This is a genomic window from Pseudarthrobacter lactosi, assembly GCF_055412785.1.
Window position 1 is genome coordinate 436,886 of record NZ_JBVAYS010000002.1, and the last position, 14,601, is coordinate 451,486.

Consider the following 14,601-nt stretch of genomic DNA (forward strand, 5'->3'; position numbering starts at 1 on the left):
CACCTGACGGTGACGGCCCTTGTGCAGCTCCTGGACGGTGGCTCGACGGAGGCGGCTTAGACCTCGTCCGCCAAGGTGCCCAGGTAGAGCTGGATCACCTTTGGGTCCTTCATCAGTTCCCGCCCGGTTCCGGTGTAAGCGTCCCTGCCTTGGTCCAGCACGTAAGCGCGGTCGCAGATCTGGAGGCAACGGCGGGCATTCTGTTCCACCATGATCACGGAAACCCCTGCCCGGTTGATCTCGTGCACCCGCAGGAAGGTTTCGTCCTGCTTGACGGGGGAGAGGCCTGCGGAGGGCTCATCAAGGAGCAGAACTGCGGGTTCCATCATCAGCGCGCGGCCCATGGCCACCATCTGGCGTTCGCCGCCGGACAGCGACCCTGCCCGCTGGGCCCGGCGCTTGCCGAGCTCGGGAAACAGGCTGGTCACAAAATCAAACCGCTCGGCGAAGTCCTTGGGGCGCTGGAACATGCCCATCTGCATGTTCTCTTCGATGGTCAACGCGGCGAACACATTGTTGTTCTGTGGGACGAATCCCACGCCCTTCGTCACCAGCTTGTTGGCCTTCAACCCGGTGATGTCCTGGCCGCGAACCACAACGGTGCCCGAATGGACTTTGACCAGACCAAACATGGCCTTGAGGAGCGTCGATTTGCCGGCGCCGTTAGGGCCAATTATGCCGATCAGTTCACCCTTGCGGGCTTCTATGCTGCAGCCGTTCAGGATGTTTACACCCGGAAGGTACCCAGCGATCAGGTCCGTCACCTTAACTACGGATTCCTGGGAGCCTGCGGTGCTTGCGGCCGGAGCCGCGCTCGTGGCACTCATTCGCTGTCCTTCTTCTCGTGGCGGGCCTTGTCTGATTCTGCGACGACGTCGATGGCGATGATGCCCGCGTTCTCAGTACCGACAATCGATTCTTCGTCGGCCACCAGCTCGGCTGCGAGTTCCTTGATGCCCTCAGCGTCGCCAAGGTCAACGTCGTGATGGGCTCCCAGATACGCATCGATGACTGCTGGATTCTTCATAACCTCGCCAGGAGGGCCCTCGGCAACGATCCTTCCTTCCGCCATCACCACCACCCAATCGGCAATATGGCGCACCATGTTCATGTCGTGCTCCACAAAAAGCACGGTCATGCCTTCGGCCTTGAGGTTCTTGATGTGGTCCAGGAGGGACTGGGTCAGCGCCGGGTTGACGCCTGCCATGGGCTCGTCCAGCATGACCAGCTTGGGCCTGACCATCAGTGAACGTGCCATTTCCAGTAGTTTACGTTGGCCTCCGGAAAGCGAGGCGGCGTAGTCGTCCTTCTTGGCGTCCAGCTTGAACTTCTCAAGCAGGACGTTCGCCTGGGCAGTGATCTCCTTCTCCCGTCCGCCCCAGAGGCCCTTGAACAGGGCTTTGGAGAGGCGCTCACCGGGCTGTTCCGAGCCGCCGAGCCGCATGTTCTCCATGACGGTGAGTTTTCCCATGACCTTGGTCAACTGGAAGGTCCTCACCATCCCCATCCGTGCCACTTTGTAGGGTGAAACCCCTGCAAGGCTGTTGCCTTCGAACTGCCATTTGCCGGAGTTCGGCATATCGAATCCGGTCAGCAGATTGAAGAGGGTGGTCTTGCCTGCACCGTTCGGGCCGATCAGCGCTGTGATCTTGTGCCGCGGGATCTCCAGGTATTCGACGTCGACGGCGTTGATGCCGCCGAAGCTGCGGGTGACGTTTTCCGCCACCACGATCGGATCGCGTTTCTTGCAGCCGGGAGCGGTGTCCCCGGCGGCGATCGGACGCGTGTCCGTCATGTAGTCAATTTCCTCCGACGGACGGGGTTCTTCGCTTTGCGTGCTCATGCGAACGCCAGCTCCTTCTTGTTGCCGAAGACGCCCTGGGGCCTGAAGATCATCAGCAGCATCAGTGCGACACCCACAAGGATGTAACGCAGCTGGCCGGCCTGGACTGTGTTCAGCCAGGTGACTGCGCCGGATTCGATCAGGCCGTACAGGATGCCCTGTGTTAGGGACAGCACTACCCAGAAGATCATCGCGCCGATGACGGGTCCCAACACCGTGCCGAGGCCGCCGAGCAGCAGGCAGGTGTAGAGGAAGAACGTCAGTTCGGTGCCGTAGTTGGCCGGCTGGACCGCGCCACGGGGGAGCGTAAAGATCATGCCCGCCAGGGCGCCGAGCACGCCACCGATGACAAGGGCCTGCATCTTGTAGGCGTACACGTTCTTGCCCAGGGACCGGACCGCGTTTTCGTCCTCGCGGATGCCCTTGAGTACGCGGCCCCAGGGGCTCCTCATCAGCAGCCACACCAGGGTGCAGCAGATGATGACCAGACCCCAGCCAACAACGCGGATGAAGAAGTCCCGGTTGTTCATGCCAGCGTACGAACCCGCCGGGAACGGGTTCATGGCATAGAAGCTGCCTTCGAAGGCGGCCAGTCCGTTTGCTGACCCTGTGACCGCGGTCAGCTGATTGGTGGTGACGATGTAGCGGACGATTTCCGCGGCCGCGATCGTGACTATTGCCAGGTAGTCAGCTCGCAGCCGCAGGGTGGGGATGCCGAGCAGTAGGGCGAAGATGGCGGAACAGATCACGGCGATGAGCAGTCCCACAAAGAAGGGCACACCGAATGTGAGCGTCGAGATGGCGAAGCCGTAGGCACCTACCGCCATAAACCCGGCCTGGCCAAAGTTCAGCAGGCCTGAATAGCCGAAGTGGACGGCCAGTCCGAGGGCAGCAAGTGCGTAGGCCGCGGTGGTCGGGCTGAAGAGTTCGCCGGCAGCGCTGGAGAGAATGAATCCGAAGTCCATGGCTGTCTCCTAACCCACGCGCTCGCGACGACCCAGGATGCCCTGGGGCCGGAACAAGAGGACAACGATCATGATGAACAGTGCTCCCACATACTTGAGGTCGGCAGCGAGGCCGAAAACGGTGGTCAGCTCTACGAAGATGCCGACGATGATGGATCCGATGAGGGCGCCAAAGACGGTGCCGAGGCCGCCGAGGGTCACACCGGCGAAGATGAGCAGCAGGATCTGCGAACCCATGTCGAAGGTCACACCGGGCCGGTAGTAGGCCCAAAGGATTCCGCCGAGGGAGGCCAGCATGCCGCCGGTAACCCAGACAATCCGGATGACGGAATCGACGTCGATGCCGGAGGCAGCCGCCAAGGCGGGGTTGTCGGCCACCGCGCGGGTGGCTTTGCCCAGCCGGGTTTTCAAGAGGACGATTCCGATCAGTGCGATCACGACAGCGCTGATGACGAGGGACCAGAGATTATTGGGGGAGATTGACACCGGACCCAGTTGAATCTCGGTGCTCTGGGCAAACGGCAGCTGCTGTGTGGCGCCGCCAAAGTAGAACTGGATGACGTACCGGACGGCGAGGGCGAGTCCGATGCTGACGATCATCATGGGCACCAGGCCGGTTCCGCGGCGGCGAAGCGGCTTCCAGAGTCCGGCGTCCTGGACATAGCCGAAGAGGCCGCCGCCGAGGAGCGAGAGGATCAACGCCAGCCAGAAGGGAAGGCCGATAGCGTTGAAGCCGAACACCAGCACAGCGCCGAGGGTGACCATTTCCCCGTGGGCGAAGTTAGTCAGCCCCGTGGTTCCGAAGATCAGGGAAAGCCCCACGGACGCCAGCGCCAGCAAGAGCCCAAAGCTCAATCCCGCTACGAGCCGGTTGAGGAGGTTCTGGCCGAAGTCCTGCTGCTGGACCACGATCCCCTTACCGAAGGCGAAAATCACGGAGAGGTTAGAGGTCTGGCTGAACGTTACGCTGCGGGGGTTTTCCTGGCCGTCCGCGAGCTTGATGCCCTCTGGCAGGGTCGATTCGTCCAGCTCGATCTCATAAGTGCCTTGGACCGGGACGCCAATGCTCCAGGACCCGTTGGCCACGGATTTGGCGGTCCCTTCGAAGTCCCCGCTCCTGGCGGTTATGGTCACGTCGGCGATGGGGGCGCGAGCGTCATCCCGTAGGAAGCCGCTGATGTTGTTCTGGAAGGTCGTAATCGACGGGGATGGTGTCGGAGACGGCGAAGTGGCCTGTGATGCGGGGGCAACGACGAGCAGTATTGCCACGACAGAGGCAAAGAGGGCCCCTATCATTCTCAGCAATCCGCCCGGCCGTCTGTGCGGCAAGCCTTTGGGTGTACTTCTCAAGTTCAAATCCTCCACTTGGGTGGGGTGGCCAGGGGTGCGCCATTGCAACCGCTGCAAACGTCACGGGACGGATGGTGGTGTGTTTTTCCAGGTTGGGGGCCTGATTGTGATATCCGTCACCGTGTGTGGTTTATGTTACAGCTCGTCAGGGGCAAATTTTAGGGTAAGAGGAGGCCGTCCGGTAGCAATCGCATAACAACTGCATTACAGCTAAGGCGCCCTGGCGAAGTGTTCGCGAATCAACTTCTGTTGATCAACGGTATTCCTCAGGCGACGTCGTGGCTTGCGCGCGGCCCGCGGGGCGGGCGACTGTCCCTGCGGATGCATCACGGTTGCGTTTCGGCACCATGGGCCGGGGAACTTATTGGGGCGTGAGCGCGTAGATATTGGTAGCGTGGTTCTTAATTCGCGACTCAACCCTTTACTTGGAGGACACCAGCAATGGCACTTGGCGGAAACCCGATCTTCAACGGAAAGAATTTCCGTGGAGCAACGCAGGCACCGCGTGTCCCGCAGGCACCCTACGGTCAGGCCCAGTATGGCCAGCAGCCTTACAGCCAGCGGGCTCCCGGCCAGGTCATGGATCCCCAGAACGGTCGGGGCCAGCAGCAGAACATGACCGATGAGCAGCTACGCCAGATGTACAACCAGCCGGCTGCAGGCCCCGCGGACACCGGCCGGATGACGTATGACGACGTCATCGTCAAGACAGCTGCCTGCCTTGGCGTCCTGTTGGCAGGCGCCGCAGTGACGATGTTCGTCAGCATGGGGCTGGCCAGCATCCTGATGATCGTCGGCGCACTGGGCGGCTTCGTCCTGGCGATGGTCAACACGTTCAAGAAGCAGCCGTCACCCGCCCTGATCCTGGCCTACGCCGGGCTCGAAGGCCTGTTCCTCGGCGGACTCACCCGCGTGCTCGACCTGATGTACCCGGGCGTCGGCCTGCAGGCTGTCATCGGTACGCTGTCTGTGTTCACCGTGACGCTGCTCCTGTTCAAGAGCGGCAAGGTGCGTGCCTCGCCCAAGGCCATGAAGTTCTTCATGATCGCCATGGTGGGTTATGGCCTGTTCTCCGTGGTCAACCTCGTGATGATGATGACGGGCCTGCAGACTGGAATGTTCGGAATGCGCAGCGGCATTATTGGTGTTGTCATCGGCATCCTGGCCATCGGCCTGGCCGCGTTCTCCCTGGTGATGGACTTCACGAGCATCGAAGCAGGTGTGCAGAGCGGTGCACCGCAGCGCTTCTCGTGGACCGCAGCCTTCGGACTGACGGTCACCCTGGTCTGGCTCTACGTGGAGATCATCCGCGTCCTGGCCATCCTCCGCGGCGAGGACTGACAGCAGAACCTGGCCTCCGCCGTCGTAATTTCGACCAAATAGAAGAGGGCCCCGCCGATGCATTTCGCATCAGGTGGGGCCCTCTTTTGCGTGTATCCGCGCTAGGAAATACGCATGGCTCCAGCCGCCGGGGTCACGGTGAAAATGTCAGGTGCTGTATAGCCCGCCTCCGAGAATGCACGCACGACGGCGGCGCGCACCTGCTGCTCCGATGTCACCGGGGTGAGCGCAATCGCTGCACCGCCGAAGCCGCCGCCGGTCATCCGGGCGCCGATTGCTCCGTTGGCGCGCGAAGTGGAGACCGCCAGATCCAGCTCCGGGCAGGAGATTTCAAAGTCGTCCCGCATGGAAGCATGGCTGGCGTCCAGCAGGGCACCGATGGAACCCGGGCCCGCACTGGCCAGCAGCTCCACGGTCTGCAGCACGCGGTCGTTTTCGGTCACGATATGGCGCACGCGCCGGTACGTGACCTCGTCCAGGAGGCCGGCGGCTTCTTCCAGGTCCTCCAACCGGACGTCACGCAGTGCCTTGACGCCCATGACCTCGGCGCCCAGTTCGCAGGACGCACGGCGCGAGGCGTAGCCGCCGTCGGAGTGTGAGTGGGAGACCTTGGTGTCGATCACCAGCATCACCAGTCCCGCGGGTTCTGCTTCGAAGGGAACCAGCTGAACACTTTGGTCGCGGCAGTCCAGGAACACGGCGTGCCCCTTTGATCCCCGCAGCGACGCTGACTGGTCCATGATGCCTGTGGGTGCGCCGACAAAATCATTCTCAGCGCGCTGCGTGGTCAGGACCATCTCCTCCGCCTCCAGCCCTGCGCCCGTCAGGTCGTTGAGCGCCGAGATGACTGCGCACTCGATTGCGTGCGACGAGGACAGGCCGGCACCCAGGGGGACGTTGGAATCCAGCAGCAGATCCACCCCGGGAACGGTGATGCCCTGCTGCTGCAATGCCCACATCACACCGAGCGGATACTTCGTCCAGCCCTTGGCGGAAGCCGCAGCCAAGGAGCCGAGGTCGGCGCTGACCATACCGTGGTCACCGTAAGTGGACAGGAGCCTGACCGTGGAGTCCGCGCGGACTCCGACAGCCACCCGCGCGGTCTTGTCGATCGCGAACGGGAGCACAAAACCCTCGTTGTAGTCGGTGTGCTCGCCGATGAGGTTAACGCGTCCCGGTGCCTGCCAGACGCCGTCGGGCAGCCTGCCGAACGCCTGCTCGAAGCGGGCGACCAGATCGGCCGTGCCGGGTTCCGGCGGGCTGGCCAGCGGGGCAGTTAATGGGTCAGGGGAGGCGCTCACGCGTGTGCTCCTTCAGGCAGTGCCCCCAGCGGGGCGGGGGAAGTTGGGGCAGGGGAGTGGCTGGACGCCGGCACCACTACGGCACGGAGCCGCTCCGCGACGCTTTCCGGGGTGGTGTCGTTGATGAAGGCGCCCATGGCGGCCTCGGAGCCGGCCAGGAACTTGAGCTTGTCCGCTGCCCGGCGGGGCGATGTCAGCTGGAGATGCAGGTAGCTGGCGGGGCGCAGGACGTCGTCGAGAGGTGCCTGGTGCCAGGCTGAAATGTACGGTGTTGGCGTCGGATACAGCGCATCGAGCCGTTTGAGCAGGTCAAGGTAGACATGCGCCAGTTCGTCCCTTTCCTCCCCGCTCAAGGCGGCCAGGTCAGGTACCTGCCGGTGCGGCACCAGGTGGATCTCGAGCGGCCAGCGGGCAGCAAACGGCACGTAGGCGCTGAAATTTTCGCCCTCCATCACCATTCTGCTCCCGTCCTCCCGTTCTGCCTGCAGCAGCGATCCAGTGAGCGTCTGGCGCCCGTCGGACCCATCATAGAACTTGCGTGCCGCCGCTCCGATGACCCCAGCGCGGGGTGTGACGTAAGGGTACGCATAGATCTGGCCGTGCGGGTGGTGAAGTGTGACGCCGATGTCAGCTCCGCGGTTTTCGAACGGGAACACCTGCTTGATCCCCGGCAGTTTGCTGAGGGCTTCGGTGCGGTGCGCCCACGCCTCTACAACAGTCCGGGCGCGTGCCTCACTCAGGCTGCTGAAGGATCCCGTGTGCTCGGGCGTGAATGCCACTACTTCGCAGCGTCCGTAGGCGGGCCCCGTGGTGCCCCAGGCCGGCGCGGACGGCACGGGTCCCACTGCCGGACCCAGCGATGGGAAGCGGTTTTCAAACACCACAACGTCGTAGTCGGGCGCGGGGATCTCGGAGGGGTTGTTCGGCGTGGTGGGGCAGATGGGGCACTGGTCGGCGGGCGGAAGGTGCGTGCGGGACTGCCGGTGGGCCGCGACGGCCACCCATTCGTCTGTGAGGGCATCGAACCGGACTTCGCCAGGCTCACCGCGCTCCGGCAGAGGCCGGTGATCGGTGGTGGTGGACACTGGGCGGGGCTGGGCGGTTGCGAGGTCATCGAAGTAGATCAGCTCCCGGCCATCGGCGAGCGTGGTGGCGGTTATACCTGTCATGGCGGGGGTCCTTTGTGTGCTGGTGCCGGCAGGCGGCGGGCGTTGCCTCGATTATTCCATATTTCGCTCAAAAAAGAATAGTTTCACACAAAAGATAACATTTGTGGCAATGGCAGGCTGGCCGTGCCCCCTGTTACGGTGGTGCTCATGACTTCGAGTGCAGCCCCAGCCGCGGGCATTCCCGCCGGATTCCAGACCTACGCCACCGGCCGGCAGTACGAACTCCGCAGGGGTGACGCGCTGGCCGTTGTGACTGAGCTGGCGGCAGGCCTGCGGCTGTACAGCCGTGCCGGTGTCCTGCTCACAGAGACCTATGGGGACGCCGAGATTTCCCCCGGCGCCGCCGGGATCACCCTCGCGCCCTGGGCAAACAGGGTGGAGGACGGGGTCTGGTACCTCGATGGAAAGAAGCAGCAGCTGGACATCACCGAGGTTTCACGGAACAACGCCAGCCACGGACTGCTCCGCAACTCCGCCTACAGCCTGGTTGATGAATCGCAGTACTCAGTGACCCTCGAGGCGACTGTCTACCCGCAGCATGGCTACCCCTTCCTGGTGCGGCACCGCGTCCAGTACCTTCTCGCTGAGAACCTTGGCCTGGAAGTCCGGCAGACGCTGGTCAACGACTCCAGTGCCCCGGCACCGTTCGTCCTGGGTGCCCACCCATACCTGCGGCTGGGCGACGCAGACGTTGACCAGCTGACCCTGACCGTCGTCGCCGGCACCCGCCTGGTGGCGGACGAACGCCTGATCCCCCGCAGCGCGGAGCCCGTCAGCGGGGACAGCGACTTCCGCAGCGGCCAACGGCTGGGGGACCTCGAGGTCGACGTCGCCCTGACTGACCTGACGTTCGACGGCGGGGCGGCCCGCCATGTGCTCAGCGCACCTGACGGCCGCAGCGTCACCTTGTGGCAGGACGAATCCTGCGGCTACGTCCACATCTTTGTGACAACTGAACTGCCCGGCAGGCCCAAGGCGGTGGCCATCGAACCCATGACCGGTCCGGCCAACGCCTTCAACTCCGGTGACGGGTTGCGCTGGCTCCCGGCCGGGGAAGCGTTCACGATGGCCTGGGGGATCGAAGCTGTGCTGGGCGAGGCCGGGTAGCCGTTTCGCATAAGGGGCGGTGCTGAGGAAGTATTAGGCTATGACGCCAGCCGAGGACGCCACCCCACCCGCTTCAACACCCACAGGCACTGCACCCGATACGGTCCGGCCGGTGGAAACTGTCGGCCCAGCCAGTGCGCGTGCAGACCGGGAGATTGAGCAGGACATTCCGTACGGTATCCGGATCGCTGCGTCGTGGGCCTGGCGGCTGGGCCTCATTCTTTTGATGGCCGGTGCCCTGATCTGGTTGCTCAGCCGGATCACCTTGCTGATTATCCCCGTCATGGTGGCCGCACTGCTGGCCGGGCTGCTGAGCCCCGTGGTGCGCTGGCTGCGGAGCAGGCGCCTGCCAAACGGCGCCGCGGTGGCCATTACGGTGGTGGGGTTCATCGGGGTGATTGTTGGCGCCCTCGCCTTGGTGGGACGCCAGTTGGCTTCAGGCTTTGGCGAATTGTGGTCCCAGGCGCTGACGGGTGTGAAGCAGGTCCAGGACTGGCTGGCCGACGGACCCCTGCACCTCACGGCCGACCAGATCGACCAGTACCTCAAGGAAGCATCCACCGCACTCCAGGACAACAGCAGTAGCATCCTCAGCGGTGCATTGTCCTTCGGCAGCACCGCGGGACACTTCGCCGCGGGATTGGTGCTGGCCCTGTTCATCCTGATCTTTTTCCTGCTCGAAGGCGACAGGATCTGGGCGTTCCTGGTCCGCCTCCTCCCGAAAAAAGCGCGTGCGGCAACCTGGGGTGCCGGCCGCAAGGGTTGGGCTTCCATGGTCAGCTACGCACGGATCCAGATGTTTGTTGCGTTTGTTGACGCCGTAGGGATCGGCGCCGGCGCAGCCATCATCGGGGTGCCGCTGGCCCTGCCGCTGAGTGTGCTCGTGTTCATCGGTTCCTTTATCCCGGTGGTCGGTGCCTTGGTGACCGGGGCCGTCGCCGTGCTCCTGGCCCTGGTGGCCAATGGGCCGGTCAACGCCCTGATCATGCTGGGTATCGTCCTGCTGGTCCAGCAGCTGGAGAGCCACATCCTGCAACCCCTCGTGATGGGCAAGGCAGTGTCCCTGCATCCGGTGGCGGTCATCCTCTCGGTGGCGGCGGGTTCGTACCTTGCGGGTATCCCCGGCGCGCTGTTCTCAGTGCCCATCCTCGCCGTAGCAAACTCCGCGATTCGCTACATCGCGGCCAGAACGTGGGAACATGAACAGGTGCTGGCAACCCCCGGAGGGTCAGTGACGCCAGGCCCGGACCATGATGACTCCATCAGGGATGTCCGGTTGCCGGGCGGCAGGCCCAAGCGCGGCAAGGACGCCGCAGCCAGCACAGAAGCAGCCAATCCGGACGCCCAGGCCTGAGCCAAGGCGCCGGAGCCGTATCCACCCAAGGAGAGTAAGTCCGTGAACACCCTTGAAACCCTTCCCGTCACGCTGGACGATGTCCTGGAGGCGCAGAAGCTGCTCGAGGGGATTATCATGCGGACCCCGGTGGAATCGTCACGGGCGCTGGGCGGGATGGTAGGCGGCGACGTCTTCTTCAAGTGCGAAAACCTGCAGCGGGCCGGCTCCTTCAAGGTCCGCGGTGCCTACGTCCGCATGGCCAAGCTCTCGGCTGAGGAGAAAAAACGCGGTGTTGTGGCCGCGTCAGCCGGCAACCATGCCCAGGGCGTGGCCGTGGCTGCCAAGAGCCTGGGCATCAAAGCCCGCATCTACATGCCGCTGGGCGTAGCCCTTCCGAAACTGGCGGCCACCCGCAGCCACGGCGCAGAAGTCATCCTCCACGGCCACAACGTGGATGAGGCCCTCGCCGAGGCGCAGCGCTACGCCGACGAATCCGGCATGGTGTTTGTGCACCCCTTTGACAACGTGGATGTGGTGTCCGGCCAGGGAACCATCGGCTTGGAGATTCTCGAGCAGATCCCCAACGTGGACACCATCCTGATGGGTGTGGGCGGCGGCGGGCTGTTGGCCGGAGTCGCTGTAGCCGTCAAGGCCCGGGCCAGGGAACTTGGGCGGGAAATCCGCATCATCGGCGTCCAGGCCGAAAACGCTGCGGCATATCCGCCGTCACTCGCCGCCGACGCACTGGTTCCGCTAAAGAAAGTGTCCACCATGGCTGACGGCATCGCCGTGGGCCGGCCCGGACAGCTGCCCTTCAGCATCATCCGCGAGCTCGTGGACGATGTTGTCACCGTCAGCGAAGATTCCCTCGCGCGGGCCCTGATCTTCCTGCTGGAGCGGGCCAAGATGGTGGTGGAACCCGCCGGGGCAGTGGGGGTTGCCGCCTTGATGGACGGCAAGATCGAAAACCCCGGGACCACGGCCGTAATCCTGTCCGGCGGCAACATTGATCCGATGCTGATGCTTAAAGTCATTCAGCGGGGCCTGTCCGCCGCCGGGCGCTACATGACAGTTCGGATGATGCTTGATGACCGGCCGGGCTCGCTGGCCACCATCGCCCGCATCATCGCCGAAAACGATGCGAATGTCACGGGCCTGGACCACACCCGTGTTGGTGGTTCCATCAGCATGGGCGACGTTTCCATCACCGTGAACCTGGAAACCAAGGGCCACGAACATTGTGAGCAGGTCCTCGGCGCCCTCCGCGCTGAGGGCTTCCAGCCCATTGTGGTGCATTAGGAGCAGCCATGCTTGACGCGATGGGGGACGGAAAGCCGCGGAACCGGGAAACCACAGCCTCGCGGGCGAAGGGCGGGCTGTTGGTGGCCGGCGGCTTTGTGGCCGTGCTCTTTGTGATCGAACTGTTCAACATGCTGACCCTGCACGCCCTGAACCGGACATTCGGGCTCCGGCCGCGGTCCGCTGACGGGTTGCTGGACATCCTGACGTTCCCGCTGCTGCACGCCAACCTGAACCATCTGCTGTCCAATGCCCTGCCGCTGATTGTCTTCGGCTTCCTGGTGTTCCTCTCCGGCGCGCGGGTGTTCCTGACGGCCCTGGGGTTCAGCTGGCTGGGCTCCGGACTGACGGTGTGGCTGATTGGCGACGGCGGCATCACCGTCGGCGCCTCCGGCCTGGTTTTCGGGTTGTTCGCCTTCCTCCTGGTGCGGGGTTTCTTCAACCACAGCTGGCGGCAGATCCTGCTCGCCGTGGTGCTGTTTATGGTCTACGGCGGCATCCTGCTGGGTGTGTTGCCGATCATGGGAAGCTACATCTCCTGGCAGGCGCATCTTGGCGGGGCGGCAGGAGGAGTTGTCGCTGCCCTGTTGCTGAGCCCCAAGCACGCAAAAACGCCGGCCCCCTGACGGGGAGCCGGCGTTGGCCAGGCCTGTTGGGCCTGGAGCGCGTTCAGTGTGACGCGTTTAGCCTACATAAGGCTTGGCAGAGATGATTTCCACCGTGATGTCCTTGCCGTTCGGCGCGGTATAGCTGAGCTTCGCGCCCTCTTTGTGGCCGACGATTGCGGCGCCGAGGGGTGACTTCTCGCTGAACACGTCCAGGTCTGAGTCGCCGGCGATTTCGCGGGATCCCAGCAGGAAGGTTTCTTCGTCGCCTGCGATCCGGGCCACAACGAGCATGCCGGGCTCGACGATGCCGTCGTCAGCGGGGGATTCGCCTACGTGGGCATCGCGCAGAAGGGCGGTCAGCTGGCGGATCCGGGCCTCGATCTTGCCCTGCTCTTCCTTGGCAGCGTGGTAGCCGCCGTTTTCCTTCAGGTCGCCCTCTTGCCGGGCAGCTTCAATCTTCTGGACAATCTCCGCACGGCCAGGGCCGGAAAGGTGGTCCAGCTCTGCCTTCAGGCGGTCAAAAGCTTCCTGGGTGAGCCAGGCTGCAGGCGCGCTGTTGGTGGTAGACACGGACTTCTCCTAATGGTCATACATGCAAAAGACCCCGCAATGGTGGCCACTTGTGGAACTCAGCAACCAGCTCAGCGGGGTAAAGGTATTGACCCATTGTAATCAAAACTCTGGACATACCCAACCGGGATGGGGCACAGATCACATGGTGCTACGTCCCGGCGCCCGGAATCCAGCAGTCGTCCACGACGCCGGAAACGGACAAGGACTCCGTCCGCAGGGTCACGCGCTGCGAAATTGTCCTGCCGCCGTCGGCCGTTTCGTTAGCGTCTCCGGGCGGGATATCCACCACTTTCCAACCCACCACGGCGAACTTGGAGTCGAGGGCCTTCACGGCGCACTTGACGGCCGTTCCCGGGTCCCTGGTGACCTGGAAATCAACCTCTGCCGCAGTGGCATCAATCGTGCTGAAACCGACGTCCTTGAACGTCACGTCGGAAACGGCTGAGGACGTGGAGACCCAGGCCATAAACCCCACTCCGGCTGCCAGGGCCGCTATGGCGATGCCACGTTTGACCGCACGCGGGAGGGGCTGCTTTTTACTGCCATAACGATTGGCTAGGCTAGTGTCTGCAGGCGGGGACACGGCGGGCTGATCCTGGGTAGTCACCAGTCCAGTTTAGTTCGGTTCCAGGCCGTGGCCGTCCGGTCCGGGTCAGCACCCCTCCCTCGCACAGCTATCCCGTTCGTCCAGTCATGCAGTCCGTTCAGTCCAGTGGCCGTCACAACAGCCGCAGAAGAATAAGGAGCCGTCCCCGATGACAGCGTCCACCCATACCCCGGCAACGCTGCGGCTGCTAGCTGTTCACGCGCACCCGGACGACGAGTCCAGCAAGGGCGCGGCGACCATGGCCATGTACGCTGCAGCCGGAGTGGAAGTCATGGTGGCCACCTGCACCGACGGATCCCGCGGCGACATCCAGAACCCTGCCGTGGAAGGCGAGCCGCATCCCAAGCGGGACATGGCCGGGGCGCGCCGACTGGAAATGGACCAGGCGGCCAAGGTGCTTGGCATCCAGCAGCGCTGGCTGGGATTCACGGATTCCGGGCTGCCCGAAGGTGATCCGCTGCCGCCGCTGCCGGCCGGGTCCTTCGCCGTCCAGCCGCTGGAGCGCGCCGCGGCGCCGCTGGTGCGGCTGGTCCGGGATTTCAAGCCCCAGGTGATCGTCAGCTACGACGAAAACGGTGGCTACCCGCACCCGGACCACATCATGGCGCACCGGGTGGCAGTGGAGGCATTTGCGGCTGCGGGTGACCCGGACAGGTATCCGGATGCCGGAGCCGCTTGGGAACCCAGCAAGCTCTATTACGACAGGGCCTTCAGTCCGGACCGGTTCCGCGCATTGCATTTTGCCCTGGAGGAAGCGGGCCTGCAGTCCCCGTACGCCCAGCGGCTGGCCGCGTGGCTGGAAACGGACGCGGAGGGCCACACGCCGCCGCGGGGTGCCCACGCCACCACCACGCAGATCGACTGCGGGGACTTTTTTGAGGCTCGTGACGACGCCCTGCGCGCGCACCGCACGCAGGTGGATCCGCTGGGGTTCTTCTTTGCCGTGTCCGCCGAGATGCAGCGCCGCGTGTGGCCGTGGGAAGACTACTCCCTGATCGAGTCCAGGGTCCCCGCAGAATTGCCCGAAAAGGACCTTTTCGCCGGGCTAAGATAGAGGCGGCAGCATATTCTATGCCGTGTAGAAAAGCAGTGGGCTGGTCCG

General features: G+C 63.8%; 14 protein-coding genes. 6 read left to right on the forward strand and 8 right to left on the reverse strand.

From position 1 onward, the window contains the following. Window positions 1-56: 56 nt before the first annotated feature. From ACZY0Q_RS11965 to ACZY0Q_RS11980, 4 genes are read right to left on the reverse strand one after another with little or no spacing between them, the layout of a single operon-like run. Window positions 57-827 carry an ABC transporter ATP-binding protein gene (locus tag ACZY0Q_RS11965; protein WP_463917111.1) on the reverse strand — a complete coding sequence of 257 codons (771 nt, stop codon included), beginning with the start codon at window positions 825-827 and terminating at the stop codon, window positions 57-59. Then, window positions 824-1,843, reverse strand: coding sequence for an ABC transporter ATP-binding protein (locus tag ACZY0Q_RS11970; protein WP_463917112.1), 1,020 nt, complete (start codon window positions 1,841-1,843; stop codon window positions 824-826). The genes ACZY0Q_RS11965 and ACZY0Q_RS11970 overlap by 4 nt, the downstream gene beginning before the upstream one ends. Then, on the reverse strand, window positions 1,840-2,808 hold the full coding sequence (locus ACZY0Q_RS11975; RefSeq protein ID WP_463917115.1) for a branched-chain amino acid ABC transporter permease: 969 nt from the start codon (window positions 2,806-2,808) through the stop codon (window positions 1,840-1,842). The genes ACZY0Q_RS11970 and ACZY0Q_RS11975 overlap by 4 nt, the downstream gene beginning before the upstream one ends. Before the next feature lie 9 nt (window positions 2,809-2,817). Continuing rightward, on the reverse strand, window positions 2,818-4,104 hold the full coding sequence (locus tag ACZY0Q_RS11980; protein ID WP_463917117.1) for a branched-chain amino acid ABC transporter permease: 1,287 nt from the start codon (window positions 4,102-4,104) through the stop codon (window positions 2,818-2,820). A gap of 495 nt (window positions 4,105-4,599) precedes the next feature. Here ACZY0Q_RS11980 and ACZY0Q_RS11985 point away from each other — a divergent pair, with 495 nt between their 5' ends. Beyond that, on the forward strand, window positions 4,600-5,499 hold the full coding sequence (locus ACZY0Q_RS11985) for a Bax inhibitor-1/YccA family protein (RefSeq protein ID WP_463917118.1): 900 nt from the start codon (window positions 4,600-4,602) through the stop codon (window positions 5,497-5,499). Between the two features lie 101 nt (window positions 5,500-5,600). Here the strand turns inward: ACZY0Q_RS11985 and galK are convergent, their stop codons facing one another. Both galK and galT read right to left on the reverse strand, forming a co-directional pair. Continuing rightward, window positions 5,601-6,800, reverse strand: a complete 1,200-nt coding sequence (gene galK, locus ACZY0Q_RS11990) for a galactokinase (RefSeq protein ID WP_463917121.1) — start codon at window positions 6,798-6,800, stop codon at window positions 5,601-5,603. After that, entirely contained in the window at window positions 6,797-7,969 is a 1,173-nt protein-coding gene (gene galT, locus ACZY0Q_RS11995) for a galactose-1-phosphate uridylyltransferase (RefSeq protein WP_463917122.1), read from the reverse strand. The genes galK and galT overlap by 4 nt, the downstream gene beginning before the upstream one ends. Before the next feature lie 147 nt (window positions 7,970-8,116). Between galT and ACZY0Q_RS12000 the strand changes: the two genes are divergently transcribed. Genes ACZY0Q_RS12000 through ACZY0Q_RS12015 form a run of 4 tightly spaced genes read left to right on the forward strand, consistent with a single transcriptional unit; the run spans window position 8,117 to window position 12,337 of the window. Further along, window positions 8,117-9,076 carry an aldose 1-epimerase family protein gene (locus tag ACZY0Q_RS12000; protein ID WP_463917123.1) on the forward strand — a complete coding sequence of 320 codons (960 nt, stop codon included), beginning with the start codon at window positions 8,117-8,119 and terminating at the stop codon, window positions 9,074-9,076. 40 nt (window positions 9,077-9,116) lie between these two features. Continuing rightward, on the forward strand, window positions 9,117-10,430 hold the full coding sequence (locus ACZY0Q_RS12005) for an AI-2E family transporter (RefSeq protein ID WP_463917126.1): 1,314 nt from the start codon (window positions 9,117-9,119) through the stop codon (window positions 10,428-10,430). A gap of 42 nt (window positions 10,431-10,472) precedes the next feature. Further along, on the forward strand, window positions 10,473-11,711 hold the full coding sequence (ilvA, locus tag ACZY0Q_RS12010; protein ID WP_056343503.1) for a threonine ammonia-lyase: 1,239 nt from the start codon (window positions 10,473-10,475) through the stop codon (window positions 11,709-11,711). An 8-nt stretch (window positions 11,712-11,719) separates the two neighbouring features. After that, window positions 11,720-12,337, forward strand: a complete 618-nt coding sequence (locus tag ACZY0Q_RS12015) for a rhomboid family intramembrane serine protease (protein WP_463917127.1) — start codon at window positions 11,720-11,722, stop codon at window positions 12,335-12,337. Window positions 12,338-12,394: 57 nt separating this feature from the next. Here the strand turns inward: ACZY0Q_RS12015 and greA are convergent, their stop codons facing one another. Then, the gene (greA, locus tag ACZY0Q_RS12020) at window positions 12,395-12,889 is read right to left on the reverse strand and encodes a transcription elongation factor GreA (RefSeq protein ID WP_463917129.1); all 495 of its coding nucleotides are present in this window, start codon (window positions 12,887-12,889) and stop codon (window positions 12,395-12,397) included. Window positions 12,890-13,040: 151 nt separating this feature from the next. Continuing rightward, entirely contained in the window at window positions 13,041-13,499 is a 459-nt protein-coding gene (locus ACZY0Q_RS12025; RefSeq protein ID WP_463917131.1) for a DUF4307 domain-containing protein, read from the reverse strand. Window positions 13,500-13,647: 148 nt separating this feature from the next. On the opposite strand from ACZY0Q_RS12025, the gene mca reads away from it, so the two are divergent. Further along, window positions 13,648-14,553 (forward strand): mycothiol conjugate amidase Mca, encoded by a 906-nt coding sequence (mca, locus tag ACZY0Q_RS12030; RefSeq protein WP_463917132.1) that lies wholly within the window; start codon window positions 13,648-13,650, stop codon window positions 14,551-14,553. The last annotated feature ends 48 nt before the right edge of the window (window positions 14,554-14,601 follow it).

Excerpts from the sequence above, each read along its gene's own strand:
- ACZY0Q_RS12005 (WP_463917126.1), top strand. The coding sequence starts at position 9,117 with ATGACGCCAGCCGAGGACGCCACCCCACCCGCTTCAACACCCACAGGC.
- ACZY0Q_RS11985 (WP_463917118.1), top strand. The coding sequence starts at position 4,600 with ATGGCACTTGGCGGAAACCCGATCTTCAACGGAAAGAATTTCCGTGGA.
- ACZY0Q_RS11980 (WP_463917117.1), bottom strand. The coding sequence starts at position 4,104 with ATGATAGGGGCCCTCTTTGCCTCTGTCGTGGCAATACTGCTCGTCGTT.
- ACZY0Q_RS11975 (WP_463917115.1), bottom strand. The coding sequence starts at position 2,808 with ATGGACTTCGGATTCATTCTCTCCAGCGCTGCCGGCGAACTCTTCAGC.
- ACZY0Q_RS11965 (WP_463917111.1), bottom strand. The coding sequence starts at position 827 with ATGAGTGCCACGAGCGCGGCTCCGGCCGCAAGCACCGCAGGCTCCCAG.
- galT (WP_463917122.1), bottom strand. The coding sequence starts at position 7,969 with ATGACAGGTATAACCGCCACCACGCTCGCCGATGGCCGGGAGCTGATC.
- ACZY0Q_RS11970 (WP_463917112.1), bottom strand. The coding sequence starts at position 1,843 with ATGAGCACGCAAAGCGAAGAACCCCGTCCGTCGGAGGAAATTGACTAC.
- mca (WP_463917132.1), top strand. The coding sequence starts at position 13,648 with ATGACAGCGTCCACCCATACCCCGGCAACGCTGCGGCTGCTAGCTGTT.
- ACZY0Q_RS12015 (WP_463917127.1), top strand. The coding sequence starts at position 11,720 with ATGCTTGACGCGATGGGGGACGGAAAGCCGCGGAACCGGGAAACCACA.
- ACZY0Q_RS12000 (WP_463917123.1), top strand. The coding sequence starts at position 8,117 with ATGACTTCGAGTGCAGCCCCAGCCGCGGGCATTCCCGCCGGATTCCAG.